This window comes from Algoriphagus aestuariicola, from assembly GCF_017254835.1.
In the GTDB taxonomy this organism is placed as follows: Bacteria; Bacteroidota; Bacteroidia; order Cytophagales; family Cyclobacteriaceae; genus Algoriphagus; species Algoriphagus aestuariicola.
Genome location: NZ_JAFKCW010000004.1, coordinates 570604 through 592116, shown reverse-complemented (window position 1 = coordinate 592116; position 21513 = coordinate 570604). Strand labels below are relative to the sequence as shown.

At 49.2% G+C, this 21513-nt stretch carries 17 protein-coding genes; 13 read left to right on the top strand and 4 right to left on the bottom strand.

The features are described from left to right. The first annotated feature begins 231 nt into the window (after positions 1-231). From J0A67_RS18805 to J0A67_RS18785, 5 genes are all read left to right on the top strand, one after another. Positions 232-732 (top strand): hypothetical protein, encoded by a 501-nt coding sequence (locus tag J0A67_RS18805; RefSeq protein WP_241265254.1) that lies wholly within the window; start codon positions 232-234, stop codon positions 730-732. Next, on the top strand, positions 729-4028 hold the full coding sequence (locus J0A67_RS18800) for a VCBS repeat-containing protein (RefSeq protein ID WP_206570937.1): 3300 nt from the start codon (positions 729-731) through the stop codon (positions 4026-4028). The genes J0A67_RS18805 and J0A67_RS18800 overlap by 4 nt, the downstream gene beginning before the upstream one ends. After that, positions 4028-7297, top strand: a complete 3270-nt coding sequence (locus J0A67_RS18795; protein WP_206570936.1) for a VCBS repeat-containing protein — start codon at positions 4028-4030, stop codon at positions 7295-7297. Before J0A67_RS18800 ends, J0A67_RS18795 begins: the two co-directional genes overlap by 1 nt. A 127-nt stretch (positions 7298-7424) precedes the next feature. Further along, positions 7425-8774 carry a vanadium-dependent haloperoxidase gene (locus J0A67_RS18790; RefSeq protein WP_206570935.1) on the top strand — a complete coding sequence of 450 codons (1350 nt, stop codon included), beginning with the start codon at positions 7425-7427 and terminating at the stop codon, positions 8772-8774. A gap of 140 nt (positions 8775-8914) precedes the next feature. Next, entirely contained in the window at positions 8915-9502 is a 588-nt protein-coding gene (locus J0A67_RS18785; RefSeq protein ID WP_206570934.1) for a porin family protein, read from the top strand. A gap of 140 nt (positions 9503-9642) precedes the next feature. Here the strand turns inward: J0A67_RS18785 and nadD are convergent, their stop codons facing one another. Genes nadD through J0A67_RS18765 form a run of 4 tightly spaced genes read right to left on the bottom strand, consistent with a single transcriptional unit; the run spans position 9643 to position 11670 of the window. After that, complete coding sequence (nadD, locus tag J0A67_RS18780) at positions 9643-10209, bottom strand: nicotinate (nicotinamide) nucleotide adenylyltransferase (RefSeq protein ID WP_206570933.1); 567 nt, start codon at positions 10207-10209, stop codon at positions 9643-9645. A gap of 2 nt (positions 10210-10211) precedes the next feature. Then, complete coding sequence (gene gmk / locus J0A67_RS18775; RefSeq protein ID WP_206570932.1) at positions 10212-10790, bottom strand: guanylate kinase; 579 nt, start codon at positions 10788-10790, stop codon at positions 10212-10214. Next, the gene (locus J0A67_RS18770) at positions 10787-11059 is read right to left on the bottom strand and encodes a mycothiol system anti-sigma-R factor (protein WP_206570931.1); all 273 of its coding nucleotides are present in this window, start codon (positions 11057-11059) and stop codon (positions 10787-10789) included. Before J0A67_RS18770 ends, gmk begins: the two co-directional genes overlap by 4 nt. 11 nt (positions 11060-11070) lie before the next feature. Beyond that, a complete protein-coding gene (locus tag J0A67_RS18765) occupies positions 11071-11670 on the bottom strand; it encodes a sigma-70 family RNA polymerase sigma factor (protein WP_077349808.1) in 600 nt (199 codons plus the stop codon). Positions 11671-11800: 130 nt separating this feature from the next. Between J0A67_RS18765 and J0A67_RS18760 the strand changes: the two genes are divergently transcribed. The 8 genes from J0A67_RS18760 to J0A67_RS18725 all read left to right on the top strand — a co-directional run bounded on the left by J0A67_RS18760 (position 11801) and on the right by J0A67_RS18725 (position 21512). Beyond that, positions 11801-12640 carry a lysophospholipid acyltransferase family protein gene (locus tag J0A67_RS18760; RefSeq protein ID WP_206570930.1) on the top strand — a complete coding sequence of 280 codons (840 nt, stop codon included), beginning with the start codon at positions 11801-11803 and terminating at the stop codon, positions 12638-12640. A 213-nt stretch (positions 12641-12853) separates the two neighbouring features. Then, positions 12854-15112 (top strand): ATP-dependent helicase, encoded by a 2259-nt coding sequence (locus tag J0A67_RS18755; protein WP_206570929.1) that lies wholly within the window; start codon positions 12854-12856, stop codon positions 15110-15112. Positions 15113-15177: 65 nt separating this feature from the next. Further along, entirely contained in the window at positions 15178-15843 is a 666-nt protein-coding gene (locus J0A67_RS18750) for a DUF4290 domain-containing protein (protein ID WP_206570928.1), read from the top strand. Next, positions 15843-17150: a UDP-N-acetylglucosamine 1-carboxyvinyltransferase gene (gene murA / locus J0A67_RS18745; protein WP_206570927.1), complete on the top strand. Its 1308-nt coding sequence runs from the start codon at positions 15843-15845 to the stop codon at positions 17148-17150. Before J0A67_RS18750 ends, murA begins: the two co-directional genes overlap by 1 nt. Before the next feature lie 285 nt (positions 17151-17435). Next, on the top strand, positions 17436-19154 hold the full coding sequence (locus tag J0A67_RS18740; protein WP_206570926.1) for an IlvD/Edd family dehydratase: 1719 nt from the start codon (positions 17436-17438) through the stop codon (positions 19152-19154). A gap of 74 nt (positions 19155-19228) precedes the next feature. Beyond that, positions 19229-19990 carry an SDR family NAD(P)-dependent oxidoreductase gene (locus J0A67_RS18735; RefSeq protein ID WP_206570925.1) on the top strand — a complete coding sequence of 254 codons (762 nt, stop codon included), beginning with the start codon at positions 19229-19231 and terminating at the stop codon, positions 19988-19990. Next, positions 19983-20663: a hypothetical protein gene (locus J0A67_RS18730; protein ID WP_206570924.1), complete on the top strand. Its 681-nt coding sequence runs from the start codon at positions 19983-19985 to the stop codon at positions 20661-20663. The genes J0A67_RS18735 and J0A67_RS18730 overlap by 8 nt, the downstream gene beginning before the upstream one ends. A 189-nt stretch (positions 20664-20852) precedes the next feature. Beyond that, positions 20853-21512 carry a hypothetical protein gene (locus J0A67_RS18725; RefSeq protein ID WP_206570923.1) on the top strand — a complete coding sequence of 220 codons (660 nt, stop codon included), beginning with the start codon at positions 20853-20855 and terminating at the stop codon, positions 21510-21512. Position 21513 lies beyond the last annotated feature (1 nt).

Sequence of the window (21513 nt, the reverse complement as noted above, 5' to 3'; positions counted from 1 at the left end):
CTTGGGAAAAGCTCTTGTACATAGTCGCCAAAAACCGGTTTTCCCCAAGACAATCTAGCCAAAACCGTTAATTTTACCCTTCGTTCCGTCTTTGGGAAGGGTCTCTCTCCAAAGAAAAAACCGAATACAACCCAAAATTGCATGCAGTCAGTTCGGATTAACTTAGCCAACTACCCACTCCTATTATTTGCTCTTTCTCTTATTTTTTCCTGCCAAACTCCATACGAAAAAATGGAAAAACGGGAGCTGGCATCCGGCAAAATCCAAAACGAGCTTTTTCTCGGACTAAAACTGGGTATGGACAGAAAGGCCTTCTACCAGACCTGCTGGGATCTCAACCAGCAAGGACTCTTGGTCAACGGCCCCTCGGAGTTGTCGGTAGAGTACCGCCCGACGATGCCCTCTAGATTTCCCACCAAGATGATGTTTTATCCCAGATTTGAAGATGAAAGGATCTACCTCATGCCCATCGAATTCACCTACGAAGGTTGGGCACCGTGGAACGAAGATCTCAAAGCGGAGAAGCTGCGCGAAGACGTCGTGAAGCTCTTTGAGTCCTGGTATGGACCTGGATTCATCGAAGTGTACAACGAGGACAAATCCCAAATCGTCTTTGTAAAAATGGATGGCAACCGCAGGATCAGGATATTTAAAAAGCACCTCTCGGTGGTGAGAGCGGAGATTTCCGATCTTCCCGTAGAGAAGAAACTAAAAGGAAACACCAATTCATGAGAAACGTCCTTCCAAGCATTCTCTTCCTGTCAATACTTTTTTCCTGCCAGAAACAACCGGAAAAGCAGCCTACGCTTTTCCAGGAAATTCCGGCGGAATCATCCGGAATGAACTTCAGCAACGACCTGAATTTCGACGAGGAATTCAACGTCTTTACCTACAGAAACTACTACAATGGGGGTGGAGTTGCCATTGGGGATGTGAACAATGATGGTTTGGCCGACTTGTATTTCACCGCCAATCTAGGTCCAAACAAACTTTATCTGAACAAAGGCGACTTCAAGTTTGAAGACGTGACCGAAAAATCCGGAACTGCCGGCACCCGTGCTTGGAGTACGGGAGTGGCGATGGCGGACGTCAATGGAGACGGCTGGCTGGATATCTATGTCTGCAACTCCGGGGACATCTCTGGAGACAACAAACAAAACGAGCTCTTCATCAACCAAGGCGACGGTACCTTTATTGAGCAAGCCGAAGCTTTCGGTCTCGCCGACCAGGGATTTTCTACCCACGCGGTATTCTTCGACTATGACAAGGACGGAGACCTCGATGTCTACCTGCTCAACAACTCCTATCAGGCCATCGGCTCCTTCAACAAGATGCAGAACGAGCGCATCAAAAGAGACGCAGTGGGAGGAGATAAGCTTTTCAGAAACGACGATGGAAAGTTTATCGATGTCAGCGAGGCTGCGGGAATCTATGGGTCAATCATTGGTTTTGGGCTGGGGATCACCATCGGCGATGTCAATCAGGACACCTGGCCGGATATCTTTATCTCCAATGACTTTTTCGAGAAAGACTACCTCTACATCAACAATCAGGACGGCACCTTCACCGAATCCCTGGAAAGCTCCATGCGCTCCATCAGCGCCGCATCCATGGGGGCCGACATTGCGGATATCAATGGTGATGGGCTATTGGATATCTTCGTAACGGACATGCTTCCTGAGCCACTGCCGCGACTAAAGCAGGTGACAACCTTTGAAAACTGGGACAAATTCCAGTTCAACAAGACGCACAGCTATCACTACCAGTTTTCGCGTAATATGCTCCACATCAACAATGGCGACGGCACCTTCAGCGAAATGGGCCGATTAGCCAACATGGAGGCGACCGACTGGAGCTGGGGCGCGTTGATCTTCGATATGGACAACGACGGCATGCGAGATCTCTTTGTCGCAAATGGCATCTATCAGGACATCACCGACTTGGACTACCTCAATTTCATCGACGATGAGGAGACCAAGATCAAAATCATCTCCCAGGAAGGCGTGGACTACAAAGCGCTGATCGATCCGATTCCCATCAATCCAGTTCCAAACTATGCGTTCAAGAACCTCGGCGACCTGAAGTTTGAAAGTGTCGCAGAGGCTTGGGGTTTGGGTGAGCCTATACATTCCAATGGTGCCGCGTACGGAGATCTTGATAACGATGGTACGCTTGACTTGGTCGTCAGCAATGTGAACAAGCCTGCGCAGATCTTTAAAAACCAGGGAAAATCACAACTTCCTGAAAACCATTCTTTACAGGTCCAGCTCTTGGGAAAAGGTAAAAATACCCAAGCCATTGGCACGCAAATTCGGGTGACTGCCGGCGACAAAATATTCTACGCGGAGCAAATGCCCAATCGCGGCTTCCAGTCTTCGGTAGATCCCAAGATTACCTTAGGCCTAGGCTCAATCACCCGGTTGGATAAGATTGAGGTCTTCTGGCCTGATGGCCAATACAGCGTACTGGAAAAACAAGCCGCCGACCAGCTCCTTCAGCTCAAATGGGAAGATGCAGTTGACATCCCCACGGACGTGTTCTTTTACCCTGAAACCAAAACCCACCAGTTTTCCAAGGTTCCGGAGCCAGGCTTGGAATTTACCCATTCCGAAAATCCCTTCGTGGACTTCGACCGGGATAGGTTGACCTATTTTATGTTTTCTACTGAAGGCCCGGCTTTTGCAAAAGGCGATGTAAACGGAGACGGCTTGGAAGACCTATTCTTCGGAGGGGCAAAAACCTTTTCCGCAAAACTTTTTCTTGCCGACCTTTCCGGCAAATACAAAGAATCGGTACAGGCGGCATTCGTGGAAGATGCATCTTCCGAAGACACCGATGCACTGTTTTTTGATGCCGATGGAGATGGGGACTTGGATCTTTTTGTCACTTCTGGAGGAAATGAATCAGGTTTCTCTATGCCTGACCTCGCCGATCGACTTTACCTCAACGATGGAAAAGGCAACTTCACCAAAAATTCCCAGGCGGGGTTTTCAGCAGTTTTGGGAAGCAGCAGTACGGTGAGTCCCATCGACATCAATGGGGACGGGGTAATGGACCTTTTCGTAGGTGGCAGGCTTATTCCCTTTACCTATGGAGCCCCTGCAAGTAGTCAGCTTTGGGTCAACGACGGAAGGGGCAATTTCACCGAACAATCGTCCACTCTTGCCCCCTCTCTGAAAAACCTGGGGATGGTGACGGCTTCCCAGTCGTTTGACTGGGACGGGGATGGAACTTCTGACCTGGTGGTCGTAGGCGAGTGGATGTCCCCTACGTTTTTCAAAAACACGGGGGGAAAACTCGAAAAAATCGAAATGGCTGGTTTGGCTGGACTCAAGGGCTGGTACCGAGGCGTGGAAATCGGCGATTTCGATGGTAACGGTCTGCCTGATCTCGCCCTTGGAAATCATGGACTCAACACGCGGTTTAAGGCCTCAGCCACTTCGCCGGTAAGCATGTTCTTGAATGACTTTGACCAAAACGGCTCCATCGAGCAGATCTATACCCAAAAGCTAGGAGAGGTGCAGGTACCCTACACGCTCAAGCATGAACTGGAGCGTCAGGTCCCCGGGATTAAGAAAAAGTACATCCGCTACACCGACTACAACAACAAAGCGCTCAGCGACATTTTTGCAAAAGATGTGATCGACAAATCCATCGTCCAAGAAGTCAATCATCTGGAGTCTGGAATACTGCTGAACAAAGGAGGAGGAAATTTTGAGTGGAAAGCCTTTCCGAGGATGGCACAACGCTCCTGGATCTTCGCCATCCAAGTCCTGGATCTCAACGAAGATGGAAAACAAGATTTGATCCTAGGTGGAAACTTGGCTCAGATAAAACCCGAGATCGGCAAGTTTGACGCGAGCTATGGTGAGGTACTGCTGGGCAAGGGCGACGGTACATTCACCTACCTCCCCAACCGCGTCAGCGGCCTACGGCTAGAAGGGGATATCCGGGCATTTTCCCTCGTTGGAGAGAAGGAGCTCTTAGTGGTCAAAAACAGCGCGACAGCTGAAATCTGGAAGTATTGATGGCATTTTCGACAGCAAAATACGCATGCTTCATCTTCGCGGGACTAATGCTCTTTTCCTGCAAAAAGGAAAAAAAACAAGACATCCAAGCCCCGTCGTTTTCCCTACTTACGCCAGAGCAAACCGGAGTTGACTTTAAAAACCAGCTCACCGACGGCCCACAACTCAACATCCTGGAATACTTATACTTCTACAACGGTGGCGGAGTCGCAGCTGGGGACATTGACGGCGATGGCTTGGTGGATCTCTATTTCACGGGCAATCAAGTGTCCAATAGGCTGTACCTCAACAGAGGCAATCTCCAGTTTGAGGATATTACCGAGTCCGCCGGAGTCGGAGGAGATGGGGGCTGGTCTACTGGCGCCACTATGGCTGATGTCAACGGCGATGGGTTGCTGGACATCTACGTAGCCCAAGTCTCCGAACTCCCCGGTATCACCGGTCACAACCGACTCTATCTCAATCTCGGCAACGGAAAATTCGGTGAAGCGGCAGCAGAGTTTGGACTTGATTTTCGAGGATTTGGTACGCACTCAGTTTTCTTCGACTACGACCGGGACGGGGACCTGGATTTGTACCTGCTCAACCACAACGTGAAATCACCGGAAGTCTTTGTGAAATCCGACGCCCGCAGCAAAGCTAGTCCACTTGGTGATCGGCTGCTTAAAAACCTGGCTAGTGAGGGACAGGACCGTTTTCTGGACGTCACGGACGCTTCTGGCATCTATTCCAGCATCCTCGGTTTTGGGCTTGGGGTCAGTGTTGAAGATTTCGATGGAGATGATTGGCTTGACCTCTACGTTTCCAATGATTTTACCGAAAACGATTACCTCTATCTCAACAATCAGGATGGGACTTTTCGGGAGGTTTTGGTGGAAATCATCCCCAGCACAAGTCGCTATAGTATGGGAAATGACGCCGCAGACCTGAATGGCGACGGACGTCCAGACATCTTCACTACGGACATGCTTCCAGAAGATCCGGAGATCTGGATGAAATCCGTCGGCGAGGACAAGGCGGAAGTGTATCAGATCAAAGAGCAGTTTGGCTATCAGGACCAATATGTGCGAAACCACCTGCAGCTAAATCTGGGGGAAAAGGGCTTTGCGGAAATCGCGCTGTCTGCAGGGGTTTTCGCCTCGGACTGGAGCTGGTCTCCCTTGATCTTTGACATGGATAACGATGGACTTCTTGATATCCACGTCACCAATGGAATCATCAAGCGCCCCAATGACCTAGACTTCATCCAATACAGCCAGTCCCCAGAACCGGGGCTGTCTATGTCGGAGTTGCGCAAAAAACAAATCGACATGCTGCCCAGTGTGAAGCTTCCCAACTTCGCCTGGAAAAACCTTGGACAACTCAGCTTCAAAAACGAAGCCCTCTCGCTCGGCTTGGCTCAGGAAAGCTACTCCAACGGCTCCACTTACGCCGACTTGGACAATGACGGAGACCTCGATCTGATCGTCAACAACCTCAACCAAGAGGCATTTATCTATCAAAATAATGCGGAAAACACAGGGAATCATTTCATCAGAATCGATCTGGAAGCCAGTGAAAAAAATCGCCACGGTATAGGAGCTCAAGTCACTCTCTACTCGGGGGATATCAAGTGGACGCAGCGACTGAGTACGAGCCGGGGATTTCAGTCCGGGCCCTCCACAACACTGGTTTTTGGCTTGGGGAAAAACACATCAGTCGACTCAATCCAAGTCAACTGGCCAGATGGGTTTTTAGAAATTTTTCCTCAGACTCAAGCCAATCAAAGTCTAAAACTATCCCAGGGAAAAGGAAAAGCGATTTCTCTCTCCGCCCCTAGTCAAATATCTGAAAGGAAAAATTCACCGATAGACTGGAGCCATCGTGAAAAGGACATTATGGACTTTATCAAGCGGGAATACTTGGCTCCCAAAACCTTCTCCAGAATGGGTCCTGCTATGGCTGTTGCGGATGTAAATGGGGATGGGCTTGACGACTTTTACCTCGGTGGCGCAATGGATCAGCCTGGAGCGTTTTTCTTGCAGACGGAAACCGGGGAGTTTCAAGAAATCCCCAACCCGATGTTTGACCAATTGGCCAAAGCCGAAGATGTGGTGGCCGAGTTTGCGGACCTCAATGGAGACGGGCATCAGGATCTATTTGTCGGGAGCGGAGGAAATGAATACCCTTCAGGAGAACTCTACAACTTTGACCGCATTTTCTTCGGGGACGGCCAGGGGAATTTTGCATTTTCCATGAGAGCCTTGCCACCGATCGGTGAAAACACCTCCAGTGTGGCTATCCACGACGTCGACGGAGATGGCGACCTTGATCTCTTTATCGGAACAGCAGTCACGGCAGGTGACTATGGAGCGAGCCCGAAAAGCAGTCTGTTAATCAATCGGGGACATGGCCAGTTTGAGGATGCGACTACTGAATGGTTTGAGCAAGCAAACGAGCTGGGAATGATCAATGCCGCAAAATGGGCGGATCTAAACGGAGACGGAAAATCCGAATTGGTATTGACGGGAGATTGGCAGGGTATTCGGGTCTTCGAAATCAGGTCCGCGAAACAACTGGTGGAAATCCAGCCAAAAGGTTTGGAATTTTCCGCAGGCTGGATCAATTCCATCGAAGTGGCGGATCTGGACGGCAACGGAAAGCTCGACATCCTAGTGGGAAATCTCGGGACAAACAGCAAGCTCAAGGCTTCGAAGGAAAAGCCTGCCTGGCTCTATCACGGGGATTTTGACGGAAACGGCCAAGCTGATCCCCTGATCTTTCACTATCTCGGAGAGAAATTGGTCCCCTTTGCGACACGGGATGATCTGATCCGCCAGATCCCGGCAATCAAGCGAAAGCACAAATCCTATGCAGACTATGCCCAGATCAGCAAACCGGAGGATCTTTTCTCCGCCGAAGAACTTCAACGAGCCCGAAGGCTTTCTGCTTATGAATTCCGATCGGGTATCTATTTCCAGAACGAGGACGCCTCTTTCGACTTTGTACCTTTTCCGGCAGACGCACAATGGAGCCCAATCTTTGGCATTGCTGTCGATACTGAAACACAGACCGTATACTTAGCTGGCAACTCCTCTGACTTCCGGGTGGATCTTGGCAAATCCATGAATCTTGGCGTCCTCGCCTTCCAGTGGAAGGAAGGCGCCTGGCTGAGCACCAGTTCGCAGCCTACCAGTGGTCAACTCCGCAAATTGCAATTCATCAAGACCGCCTCGGGCCCAGTCCTACTCGCTTCCCAAAACAATGGCCCATTGATCTGGATTAGGTGAAAAACTTGAGCAAAATCATTTGGGATTGAATGCCTTATACTTAGCTTTGAATTCTCATGTAAGTTGATAAAACCCAATCGACCCCGTCAGGGGAATCTATCGTCAACTTAAAAATGAAAAACCCACTATGAGTTCTTTACGATTACCTTTCCTAATTCTGGTGCTGCTCGGCGCGTTTTCCGCATGCCAGAAAAAAACGGATTATTCCCAACTTATCAGCGATGGACACTACTTTCATCGGGCCCAAACCCGCATCACCGAAGTAATCATCCACGACATCTTCTCCCCACCTGTGGCAGCCAGGATCTATTCCTATGCTTCTTTGGCGGCATACGAAGTGGCAGCGGCCAGTGACCCTGCCCACTATGCTCCCCTCCTAGGTCAGCTCAACGGCTCCGAGCCTTTGAACTTGACTATCCCTGAAAATGTCTACCCTCCATTGGCTGCATTGGCTGCCTACTACCACATGGGGACTGCCTTGATCTTTTCCGAGGATATGATGCACACACAGCGGGACAAGGACTTTGCCGAGCTGATGGAAAAAGGAATACCAGAGGATGTGTTTGAAGCTTCCGTCATGTTTGGACAGGAAGTCGCAGAAAAGGTGAAGGACTACTCCAAAAAGGACAACTACCACCAAAGTCGCTCCTTCCCCAAGTATACGGTGGTCAACCAGCCCAACACCTGGCAGCCCACCCCTCCAGCTTACATGGAAGCGGTAGAACCTCACTGGAACAAGATTCGCACCTTTGCGCTGGACTCAGCAGCCCAGTTCAAGGCAGGCGCGCCTCCGGTCTTTTCATCAGATCCATCTTCCGAGTTTTACAAAGTGGCCAAAGAGGTTTATGATGCAAAAATCAACATGACGGATGACCAAAAGGACATTGCCATGTTTTGGGACTGCAATCCCTACAAGATGAATGTGAAAGGCCACGTCATGTTTGCCGAGAAAAAAATCACCCCAGGTGGTCACTGGATGAGCATAGCCTCCATTGCCAGCAAGGCCGCGGGTAGGGATTGGAAAGGTACCGTAGAGGCCTACGCGCTCACAGCCGTGTCACTGAATGAAGCATTTATCTCTTGCTGGGACGAAAAATACCGCTCCAAACTTATCCGCCCGGAGACTTACATCAATCAATATATAGATGAAGAGTGGGTACCGCTGCTGCAGACTCCACCTTTTCCAGAGCATACCAGCGGACACAGCGTTGCATCTACGGCTGCGGCCTATACGCTAACACAGCTGTTCGGAGACGAAATGCACATCGTGGACAGCTCCGAGGTAGCTTATGGGCTGCCGATCCGGGAGTTTGATGGATTTACGAAGATGTATGAAGAAGCTGCAATCAGCAGATTTTATGGAGGCATCCACTACATGCCCGCGATCACGGAAGGGATCGTACAGGGTAAGCAGGTTGGTCAGTTGATTTGGCAAAAGATCTCCACCAAGCCGAAACAGGTTGCATTGAAAGACTAGAATTTAGAAAAGCCTCGAATCTGAAAATTCGGGGCTTTTGCTTTTTAATAAGAGCTCGTCAATTGCATGAAAAGAATAGTTTGGAGTTTTCATTTTTTCCCGTAATATTCTAAAACTTTAATATTCCCAATCTAACCACTATGAACAAATCAGTCTTTTTCCTATTGGCTTTTTTCTTGACTTTGCCACTGTTTGCACAAGATGTCACATTTGGTCTGAGAGGCGGGCCCAGCTTCACCACCTTGGGAGGTGACGATGGTAGCGTAGGAGCCAAGTTTCGAGTTGGATTCCACATCGGCGGATTCGCGTCTTTTGCCATCTCTGAATCACTGAGTTTTGAGTCTGGATTGCAATATGCAAACAAAGGGGCCAACGGTTCTGACGGAGGGGTATCAGCGGTCGTTAGAAACGGATATCTGGACCTCCCCCTTTTGCTCAACTATCGCTTCGGCGAAAGATTTTATGGACTTGCGGGAGTGCAACCCTCCTTTTTGGTTTCTCCAGCTATTGTTTTGGAAGAAAACGGAAACAAGGTTACCGTCAACGGCAAGGACGTGGCGGATCTTTACAAAGGTTTCGACTTTGCCGGAGTGATAGGATTTGGAGTAGAATTGAACGCGGGACTGCATGTACAGACCACCTATGAGCATGGGGTATCCAACATCAGCGAGATTGCTGATACGGCATATAACAGAGGCTTCAAGCTCACGGTCGGAAAGTCTTTTTAAATTCCAAAACATCAACAAAAAATCCCCAGGAGGAGTCTCGGGGGTTTTCTTTCCGAAGTCTCAATTGTCCGCCGATTAGCAACTGGCAGTTGACTAACGATTTTCATAGCGGTGGGTGAATTACCCATTTTCACGAAAGTTTATTGATACAGCTTCTTATCCAAAATATACTCCTCTACCTTGTCTGGCAGGAGATATTTGACAGAATATCCTTCTTGGATGGACTTACGGATAAACGTCGCAGAGATATCCAGCAGGGGGGCATCGATGGTTTTGACTTGGGGATGATCAAAGGCTTTCGTCTCTCCAGGCCGGGGATAAACAAAGATTTCGTAATGATCCAATATGGCTTGGTGGTTTTTCCATTTGTGGAAATGGGCCAGATTGTCCGAACCCAAAAAAAGACAAAACCGGTGCTGGGGATATTGCTCACTGAGGTAGGTGAGCGTGTCGATGGTGTAGCTGGGCTTGGGCATGCGGAATTCCAAATCGCTGGCCCGAAAGTGGAAATGATCGGCTATCGCCAACTCCACCATCCGCAATCGATCAAACTCATGGATCAGAGATTGCTGCTTCTTAAAGGGATTTTGGGGACTGACCACAAACCACACCTCATCCAAATCCGTGCGGTCGTAGAGCGTGTTGGCTATGATCAGGTGTCCTACGTGGATGGGATTGAAGCTCCCGAAATACAGCCCCACCTTCATGGCTATCCGGCCAAAAACTCAGAAACCATACTAACAGCCTCCCTGGAAGAGCGTTCAAAATCATCATTGAGGATGGTCTTGTCAAACTGGGGCTCAAAGGTCATCTCAAACTTGGCTTTGTAAAGTCTCCTGGAGAGTGACTCCGCAGTCTCCGTCCCCCGGTCGTTGAGCCTGGATTCCAGCACTTCCATGGAGGGTACTTTGACGAAAATCGCCAAGGCCTGGGGGCCAAAGTACTTTTTCAAAGCCAGTCCGCCCTTGACGTCCACGTCAAAAATGACCGCCTTGCCAGTATCCCAGATTCTTTGTACCTCTTCTTTGAGGGTGCCGTAAAAATTTCCCGCATACACTTCCTCCCACTCTACAAATGCATCTTCATCGATCTTTTTCTTGAACTCTTCGATGCTCAAAAAATAATAATCTCTCCCGTGCACTTCGTGTCTTCCTCTTTTGTCCCGGGTGCAGGCCGAAATGGAAAATCCCAAATTGGGAACGTGTTGGATGAGATGTATGACTAGGGAAGTTTTTCCTGAGCCGGAGGGAGCAGAGAAAATAATCGCCTTTCCTTGGGTTTGGCTCATTTGCTTTCCTTGATCATCTGCCGGATAGAGTCGGCCAGTTCATTGGGGACGGGTTGCTTGGTGCACTTGTTTTTCAGCACGTCGCGGATTGCCTGTTCCAGATGGAAGTGTTCGAAACAAGGCTGGCACTTGGCCAGTTTTTCCTTGAGGACTTCCTTGCCATTTTCCCCCATCTCTCCGTCGAGAATACTCTCGAGCAGCTGAAAACACCTGTTCACATCATCGCACTGAAGCTTTCGCTCTCCGGATGCTTGATTGTTAATTTCCATGAGTAATCATTTTAATCCTCCTCTTCTTCGTCAGTGTTATATCCCATCGACTGGGCATATTCTTTCAATTGATCTTTCAACAGATTCCTGGCGCGATGCAGCCTGGACCTCACAGTCCCGATTGGAATATCGAGAATCTTTGCCATTTCCTCGTAGGTGAACCCTTCCAGATCTGCCAGAATGATCACCGTACGGAAATCTACCGCCAGCGCATTGAGGGCATTGGAGATCTCATCCCCGAGCATGTCCTTGACGGATTCCGCCCGCAGATCGGTAGTGCTTTGGTAGTCAACATCATCAGAGTTGTAGAAAGTTTCAACTTCCTGGTAATCTACTTTCGCAGGCTGTTTACTTTTCTTGCGGTACTCGTTTATAAAGCTGTTTTTCAGGATCCGAAAAAGCCAGGCTTTCGCATTCGTCCCCTGCTCAAAGGAGTTGATGAAACGAAAAGCCTTCATGTAAGTGTCCTGCACGAGATCCTTGGCATCATCCTCGTCAAAGGTGAGCCTAAAGGCAAAATTGTACATGGAATCTATGTGCGGCATAAATTCCCCATCGAAGATGGCCGTTTTCTCTTCCTGAGAATATTTCCTTCGCTGTACTTCAGACATAAGCTTCAAAAGTAGTAATTGGCTCAATTTATAACCAGTAATTGAACCGAAAGTCGGCTTAATTAATTTATTTTGTTGCTGATATGGCTCCATACCCGGAGCAAAACTCCCCCAATTACAGGTAATTGCTATGTTTTTCTTTAGGCTGTTGTCCTACTTGCCCCTGCCGGTTTTATATCTGATTTCAGATTTGATCTACCTGGTCGCACGCTATGTGATCAGCTACCGTAAAAAGGTCATCGACGAAAACGTCAGATTTGCCTTTCCAGACAAAACCGCGGAGGAGCGAAAAAAGATCCGAAACCGGTTCTACAGAAATTTTACCGACGCCTTTTTTGCAGAAACAATCAAGATGCTGACTATCTCAGAGGAAGAGCTTCGTCGAAGGTTTCACGTGGTCAATCAGGAAATCATCGATGAGGAAGTCCAAAAGGGAAAAAGCGCCCTAATGATGGCAGGCCACGTATTTAACTGGGAAATGGCGATCCTAGGCGTCGCCTTAAACACCAAGGTCACTGCAGAAACAGTATATCTGAAGGTAAACAATCCCTTTTTCAATCAGTTGATGCTCCATATCCGGACCCATTTTGGCGGGGTGATGACGGAGAAAAAAGCTTTTCGAAAGAGTATGATCACGATGCGAAGCCAGCCAAGAATAGTACATTTGGCTGCTGACCAGCGTCCTCCGGGTTCGGAAAACCGCTACCAGCGGGAGTTTCTAAACCGACCTGCCTATTTCTTCGAAGGTGGAGAATTTATGGCAAAAAAAATGCAGCTTCCTGTTTTCTTCGGCACCATGACAAAAGTGAAACGGGGTCATTACAGGTTTGAATTTGCCAAATTCGCCGAACCTCCCTATGACTCCCATCTTCCGCATAGCATCACGGATGAATTTTGCAGAAGGCTGGAGGAAAACATAAAAAACCAACCTGATCTTTATCTCTGGAGCCATAAGCGATGGAAGTTGTAGGATTCAATAGTTGCGCTTGGGAAGCCGGTAAATGAATTAGCCGAAGGCCTTAATACGTTTGGCCTTTACCCCTGTTGATGCGCTCGCAAATCATAATTCTAAAATCTTGATACAATCACACCAGCATTCTCGACTCGCTGGTTCTTGCTTCTTGACTCTTGCCGCCAGACCCTAAAATCTTGACACCTGAGTCTAACTACTTGATACTAAAAAATGGATTACCTCAAGGAACTGAATCCCCCCCAGCTACAGGCGGTACAGCATACCGATGGACCGGTAATGATCATTGCGGGCGCCGGTTCGGGCAAAACCCGGGTACTGACCTATAGGATCGCACACCTGATCTACGCCAAGGGAATCGATCCCTTCAATATCCTCTCCCTGACTTTTACCAACAAAGCGGCTGCCGAGATGAAGCACCGCATCGAAACATTGGTAGGATTGGAGGCGAGAAATACTTGGATGGGGACCTTTCACTCCATCTTTGCAAAGATCCTGAGAGTTGAATCCGAGAAAATCGGATATCCTTCCAACTTCACCATCTACGACAACGACGACTCCAAGTCCCTGATCCGCACGCTCGTCAAAGAGATGCGACTCGACGACAAAGTCTACAAACCTGGCGTGGTACTCTCCCGAATTTCCGGCGCCAAAAACCGCCTGATTTCTTGGCAGGCCTATCAGGCAGATCCCTATGTCAAAGCTGACGACGAGTCCGCCATGAAACCACGGATGGGCGAGCTCTATCAAAAATACCAAGACCGTCTATTCAAAGCCGGGGCAATGGACTTTGACGACCTGCTATTCAATACCAATGTGCTTTTTCGTGATCATCTGGACGTATTGAACAAATACCAGCAGCGCTTCAAATATGTGATGGTGGACGAGTTTCAGGACACCAATATTTCCCAATACCTCATCACCAAAAAGCTAGCTTCTGTTCACCAAAACATCTGCGTGGTAGGCGACGACGCCCAAAGTATCTACGCGTTTCGTGGAGCGGATATCCAAAACATCCTCAACTTCGAAAAGGATTATCCAGACCTCTTTGTCGTCAAATTGGAGCAAAATTACCGATCCACCAAAACCATCGTGGAAGCAGCCAACTCCATCATCGACAAGAACAAGGCCCAGCTGAAGAAGTTGGTTTGGACTTCCAATCCGGATGGGGAACTTATCGAACTCGTCAAGGCCGCATCAGACAATGAGGAAGGTCGCATCGTGGCCAACATCATCTTCGAGGAAAAAAACAATAAAAAACTCAACAACAGCGACTTCGCCATCCTCTACCGGACCAACTCCCAGTCTCGGGCGATGGAAGAGGCCTTGCGCAAGATGAACCTCACCTACAAGATTGTCGGCGGACTTTCCTTCTACCAAAGAAAGGAAATAAAGGATCTCATGGCCTACCTCCGTTTCACGGTAAACCCCGTGGACGAAGAGGCCTTCAAGCGCATCATCAACTATCCTAAGCGGGGAATTGGGGACACTTCCGTCGAAAAAATCCTCGTCTCCGCCTATGAGCACGACATTCCACTTTGGGAAGTCGTCCAAAATGCCCACAGTTTTCTAGGCGGCCGTGCCGGAAGTGCATTGGATGACTTTGCCACTACCATCAAAGCCTTCCAGATCGAGGCAGAGCGAAAAGATGCCTATGAAGCCGCCAACTTCATCGCCAAGCAAAGCGGACTCCTCCGTGAGCTCTATGAGGACAAAACCATCGAGGGGCTCAACCGCTACGAAAACGTCCAGGAATTGCTCAACGCGATCAAGGAATATGTGGACAATCCAGAAAATGAAGACAAAAGTCTGGGCTCATTCCTCCAGGAAATCGCCCTGCTGACCGACAATGACCAAGACAAGGACAAGACTGACGCCATCACGCTCATGACCATACACGCTTCGAAGGGACTGGAGTTTAAGCAGGTCTTTGTGGTCGGCATGGAGGAGGATCTTTTCCCTTCCCAGATGATGATGCAGAGTCGTGACGATCTGGAGGAAGAACGGAGGTTGTTTTATGTGGCCGCAACAAGGGCGATGGAAAAATTATACTTGTCCTACGCCTTGTCTCGTTATCGGTTCGGGCGCTTGCTCAACTGTGAGCCGAGCAGGTTTTTGGAAGAGGTGGATCCGAGTAGGATCAAAGTAAACAAAAGGATGGCATCCAAGGAGATGCCTGGGGCGCTTCGTAAGGAAGGTTTGCCAGGTAGTACAGGGTTTGTAGGCCTAAAACGGCAGCCAGAATCCCGACAGCCGATCCAGCTGAAGATCCACACCCCTTCCCCGGATTTTAAGCCCAGCAACACCAACAATCTCCAAGCCGAACAGCTGGTCGAGCACCCAAAATTCGGCTATGGGAAAGTACAAAAAATTGAGACAGAAGGACTTAACAAAAAAGCAACCATTCAATTTGAGCATTTTGGCGAGAAAACATTATTGCTTAGCTTTGCCAAGCTCAGAATCATAGACTAATCACCTGCTTCCCTGTCCTTTGGTGATTTTTTGTTACCTTTTGAAGGCAATAAACGGGAAGCAACATGGAGCACACCGAACCTGAAAAACAACAACTTATCTTGAAAGAATACGGCAAAAACATTCAACGCCTGGTCGATCATGTCACGGGCCTTGAAGACCGTGAGAAGCGCACCCAAAGTGCCTACACCGTCATTGAGATCATCAAGCAACTCAACCCCTCCGTAAAGCAGGAGAGCGACCAAAAGCTATGGGACGACATTTACATCATGTCTGATTTCAAACTCGATGTGGACGGCCCCTTTCCCATGCCGGAAAAAGAGCTCCTGGGAAAAAAACCCCTGCCAGTAGGGTACCCTAAAGGCGAAGTGAAATTCAAACACTATGGCCGAAACATCGAAAAACTGATCGAAAAGGCCATTGAGATCGAAAACGACGAAGATCAGGAATCCGCCATCATCTACATCGGGCAGCTGATGCGAAGTTTTCACTCCACCTGGAACCGGGACAACTTCGACGACGGCATCATCCTCGACGACATCAAGACGCTCTCCAAAGGCAAACTCCACATCGACCTGGAGAAGGTGAGGGAAAATGCCCTCTTTGAGTCCAACACCAGAAGAGACTTCAAAATCCCCCATGTGGAGGAAGAGCACGGCCAAAAAAACAAGCGCCAAAACCAACACAAAAAGAATCACCGAAACGGACACAATAAAAAACGCAGAAATTAATGGCATCTTTTCGTGTCACCGGGGGCACCCAACTCAAAGGCGAAATTGTCCCCCAAGGAGCCAAAAACGAAGCACTTCAGATTCTCTGCGCCGTACTCCTCACGCCTGAAAAAGTCACAATCCACAAAATCCCAAATATCCGCGACGTCAACAAGCTTATCGAGCTGCTGTCCGATATGGGGGTAAAAATCCAGAAGCTCGGACCGGAGTCTTATTCATTCCAGGCTGACGAGGTCAATCTCGACTACCTCGAAACGGATGACTTTCTTCAGAAAGCCTCCGCACTCAGGGGCTCGGTCATGATCCTGGGGCCGCTTTTGGCAAGATTTGGGAAGGGCAAGCTCTCCAAGCCCGGAGGCGACAAAATCGGACGCCGCAGGATGGACACGCATTTTTTCGGCTTCCAAAAACTCGGTGCCCAATTTCACTATGATGCCGAAAACGAGATTTTCCACATCGATGGCAAAAATCTAAAAGGCACTTACATGCTTTTGGACGAAGCTTCGGTCACCGGCACCGCCAATATTGTGATGGCGGCCGTACTGGCAGAAGGGAAAACAACCATCTACAATGCTGCTTGCGAACCCTACCTCCAGCAACTCTGCGATATGCTCAACCGGATGGGGGCAAAGATCACCGGAGTCGGCTCCAACCTGCTGACAATCGACGGCGTCAAAGCACTCGGGGGTACGGAACACACGATGTTGCCTGACATGATCGAAATCGGATCTTTTATCGGCATGGCTGCCATGACAGGATCGGAGATCACCATCAAGGACTGCCAGATTCACCGCTTGGGCATCATCCCGGAAACTTTCCGCAGGATGGGCATACAGCTGGAGTTTCGCGGAGATGATATACACATCCCCGCACAAAAACACTACGAGATCGAGACCTTCATCGACGGATCTATCCTCACCGTGGCTGATCAGATCTGGCCAGGATTTACGCCTGACCTGCTCTCCATCATCTTGGTGACAGCGACACAGGCTAAAGGCACGGTGCTCGTTCACCAAAAAATGTTCGAATCGCGCCTCTTCTTCGTGGACAAGCTGATCGACATGGGTGCGCAGATTATTCTCTGCGATCCACATAGGGCCACTGTCATTGGCTTGGATAGAAAATATCCACTTCGCGGCATCAAGATGACCTCCCCAGACATCCGTGCAGGGGTGGCGCTCCTGATCGCGGCAATGTCCGCGAGCGGCACCTCTGTGATAGATAATATTGAACAGATTGATCGAGGCTATCAAAACATCGACGAGCGTCTCAATGCGCTTGGCGCCAGGATCGAGCGATTGCCATAAACAAAGAGGGAGCTACTCCCTCTTTTTTCTTTTCAACATTCCTACTCTTTTTAGGCCAGCTACCAAACGGAGGACAATATGGCTTTATCACGCTATTCCTAGACTCGGTTTTGTGGGCGTCGCCATTGACCTCAATCCATTTGCAATCAAAGGCACCAATTGCGCTAGACTGAAAGGATTGCAGATAAACAAAGCGGGGCCTTTTCATCTTTCATAGTCCCGATTTTTCAGGCGTCCCCCTTTTTTTGCTATCTTTTTAGCCAGTTAGCTCAACCCATTATACCCATGACCAAGAAAAAGCTCCGTAGCCAAGAATGGTACGGCCGAACCGGAAAAGACGGTTTTATTTACAGATCCTGGATGAAAAACCAAGGATTGCCCCATCACCTTTTTGAGGGCGACAAACCCGTCATTGGCATCTGCAATACCTGGTCCGAACTCACCCCTTGCAATGCACATTTTCGGGAACTGGCTGAATGCCTGAAAAAAGGAATTTGGGAGGCAGGCGGTTTTCCCTTGGAGTTTCCTGTGATGTCCTTGGGCGAGTGTTCCATCAAGCCAACGGCGATGCTTTTCCGAAACTTGGCGTCCATGGATGTGGAAGAAAGCATCCGCGCCAATCCCATGGATGGCGTAGTACTCATGTGCGGCTGCGACAAGACCACGCCCTCCCTTGTGATGGGCGCTGCCTCAGTAGACTTACCAGCTTTGGTGCTGTCTGGAGGCCCCATGCTCGTGGGTAGATTCAAAGGGAAAAGAATAGGCACTTCAGACATCTGGAGATTTGCCGAGGACTTTAAGATGGGAAGGCTTTCCCAAGAAGAGTTTATCGAAGCAGAAGCGGCAATGTCACGTTCGGCGGGTCACTGCGCACCGATGGGAACAGCATCCACCATGGCTGCGATGGTAGAAGCGCTTGGCCTATCATTGCCGGACAATGCCACCATCCCCGCCGCGGATTCCCGGCGCAAGGTCCTGGCCCATCTCACCGGGATGCGTATCGTGGAAATGGTGAAGGAAGACCTAAAGATGAGCAAGATCCTGACCCGAAAGGCCTTTGAAAACTCCATCATGGTCAATGCAGCTGTTGGAGGCTCGACTAATTTCATTCTCCATCTGACAGCGATAGCCAAGCGAATCGGAGTTGAATTGGACCTGACCGATTTCGATTATTTTTCATCAAAAATCCCTCTCATCGCCAACGTCCAGCCCTCGGGAGAACATTGGGTCGAAGACCTCTTCTATGCTGGCGGGCTGCCTGCCGTCATGCGCGAAATCGAAAAACACCTCCACACGGATGCCCTCACTGTTAATGGCAAAACCATTGGCGAAAACATTTCCAAGGCAGAATGCTGGGACAGAAACCTGATCGGAACTCTGGAGAAACCCATTAAACCCGATTCCGGCATTGCCGTGCTGAAGGGAAATCTTTGCCCAAATGGAGCAGTGCTGAAACCTTCTGCCGCTACTCCAGAACTACTTGTGCATACCGGACGAGCGGTGGTCTTCGAAAATATCGACGACTACAAGGCAAAAGTGGATGATCCGGATCTCGATATCGACGAAACGTGCGTCATGGTGATGAAAAACGTCGGCCCAAAGGGCTACCCAGGAATGCCGGAGGTCGGCAATATGGGACTTCCTAAAAAGGTACTGGAAAAAGGCTTCAAAGACATGATCCGAATCTCAGATGGGCGTATGAGCGGAACGGGATTTGGAACCGTCGTGCTGCACGTGTCCCCGGAATCTGCCATCGGTGGTCCGCTTGCCTTTGTCCAAAACGGAGATATGATATCCCTCGATGTCCCAAATCGCAGCCTCAATCTTCTGATCTCAGAAGAGGAGTTTGAAAAAAGGAGAAAAGAATTTGTGCCAACTCGATTGCCTTACGAAAGAGGTTATGTCAATCTATTTCTTGACAAGGTAAACCAAGCCCATGAGGGAGTTGATTTCGACTTTCTGCAAGGAAGCTCCGGATCGGAGGTAAAGCGGGATTCACACTAATTGAAAAAAAAGTATAAGCTTGCCGTAGCACCCCTCCAAGGGCTAATTTCCGGGAGGGGATACACCTACTCACTATGAAAAATCAGAAAGTGGCCCTCATCACCGGCGCCGGACAGGGAATCGGACTTGAAATCGCCCGGAGCTTGCTGGAAACGGGTTCTCATGTGATTCTAAACGATCTCGAACAAGGCCTCACCGAGGAGGCAGTGGCTTCGCTGAGCGGGGCAGGGAAAGGTTCCGTGTTCGGTTGCGCAGGGGACTCGGCATCAGAAGAAGTCATTTCGGAAATGGTGGAGATGGCGATGCGTCACTTCGGGCACATCGATCAGGTGGTGGCTAACGCAGGGATTACACTTTTTGGCAATTTTTTAGACTATAGCCGGGAAGACTTTTTCGAAGTTGTCCGAATCAATCAGGCAGGCACATTCTTTTTGACCCAAGCGGCGGCCAGAATAATGAAAAGGCAGCCGGATGGGGGCTCGATCCTTCTGACTTCCTCGGTCACTGCGCATCAAAGCCACGAAAATCTTGCGGCCTACGCCATGAGTAAGGCAGCCGTAGAAATGCTGGCCAAAAACTTGGTTCTCGAGCTAGCTCCTTTTGGAATCCGAATCAACACCGTGGCACCCGGTGCGACGATGACCGAAAGGACCACTTCGGATCCAAACTATATCGGCACCTGGTCAAAGCTAACCCCCCTTGGCCGACCTGCAAGCACCACTGATATCGCGGCGGCGGCGGTTTTTTTGCTCTCGGATGGGGCGCGTCACATCACCGGCCAAACCCTCGTCGTGGACGGGGGCTGGACCTCCATCAGCCCTTCTCCCTATGCCTGAAAACCACTCTCTCATATTGGACAAAAAATACGTGCTAAAAAGCCCAGCGCCTTGGAGGCTCAAAGGAGTGGGTATTTTGTTGGTATATAAGTTCAAACGGGAATGGGTGGAAACCTACGGAAACCTTCCCAAACACCTGAAAGGAAAATTCAAAGGCGGTTTGGGCATGCTGCTTTTGGCAAACTATAGCGAAAGTCCGGTAGGTCCATTTCATCAGGTTATTTTCATTCCGGGGAAATTCAGAAAATCGAGAAAACAGGCGGTAACCAGGTGTTTTTCCGAAAAAGAAGTCAGCACCCAAAACCTCCGAAGCAATTGGGGAATTCCGGCAGAAAATGTCGAAATCGCCTGGGATGCAACACCCAACCAAGATCGAATCATGCTGGCCAAAAATGGAGACATCATCTTCTCAGCGGATTTTGAATCTGGAGGGCTATCATTCCCCTTATCGACGGCATTTCTTCCTCTCAGACTCTGCCAAACTTGGAATAAGCTTAAGCACTTCACCAGACTGTCTGGATCAGGTTGGGGAAAACTTGCCAAAATCAAACAGCTTGATCTTAACCCGAACTTTTTCCCGGATATCCGTGGGATCCACCCACTTTTTGCGATCAAAGTAAATCCCTTTTTTATCAGATTTCCGACACCTACCTATCGCGAAGAGCACGTGTAGCACCCTTTGACCGATGTCTGGAATACGACCTTGGCCCAGAAAATCAGAGAATGGCTACTCCACATTTGGCTTGGCTACTTTATTCTTGCGCCTTCATTCTTTGCTACTATTTCCTATATTTATTTAAGGCTAAAAATCAGCTGATTCCAGACCTCGTCATATTAATAGCCATTCAAAATAAAGCCGCCCATGAAAAATCTTCTTTTTATACTCGCTATTGCCGGAACAGTGGCAGCTTGCGAGCAAAAACAGGAAATGCCCGACACCCTTCCTTTTCAAGTAGCCAAAGCCTATGGAATCGAGAATTTTGACCAAGTCAATTCGATCGCCTACACGTGGAATGTACAGCGGGATTCAGTCAATGTACTCTCAAGGGACTGGAAATGGCATATCAAGGACAGCACAGTCTATTATTCCGGTCCTGATACCACCTTCACCTACAGCCTGACCGCAGACTCTTTGCCAAAGCAGGATGGTGGCTTCATCAATGACAAGTACTGGGCAATGATGCCTTTCCAACTTGCTTGGGATACTGGCTATACCTTTGAAACGACTGAAAATGCAAGCTCACCCATCAAAGGGATCCCCTCCACCAAGCTGACGATAATCTATCAATCCGGTGAACCAAAATCTGCGGGCATGGGCTATACGCCAGGAGATGCCTATGATCTCTACTTGGATGAAAACCTGATGATCGTCGAATGGGTATTTAGAAGGGGCAACGGCCCCGAGGGCAGACCTGTCACTTGGGAAACTGTAGAATCCCATGGGCCGTTGAAATTCGCCACCGAGCATTTCAATGCCGACGGGAAACGTACGCTTTGGATATCTAATATCAAAGTGGAATAGC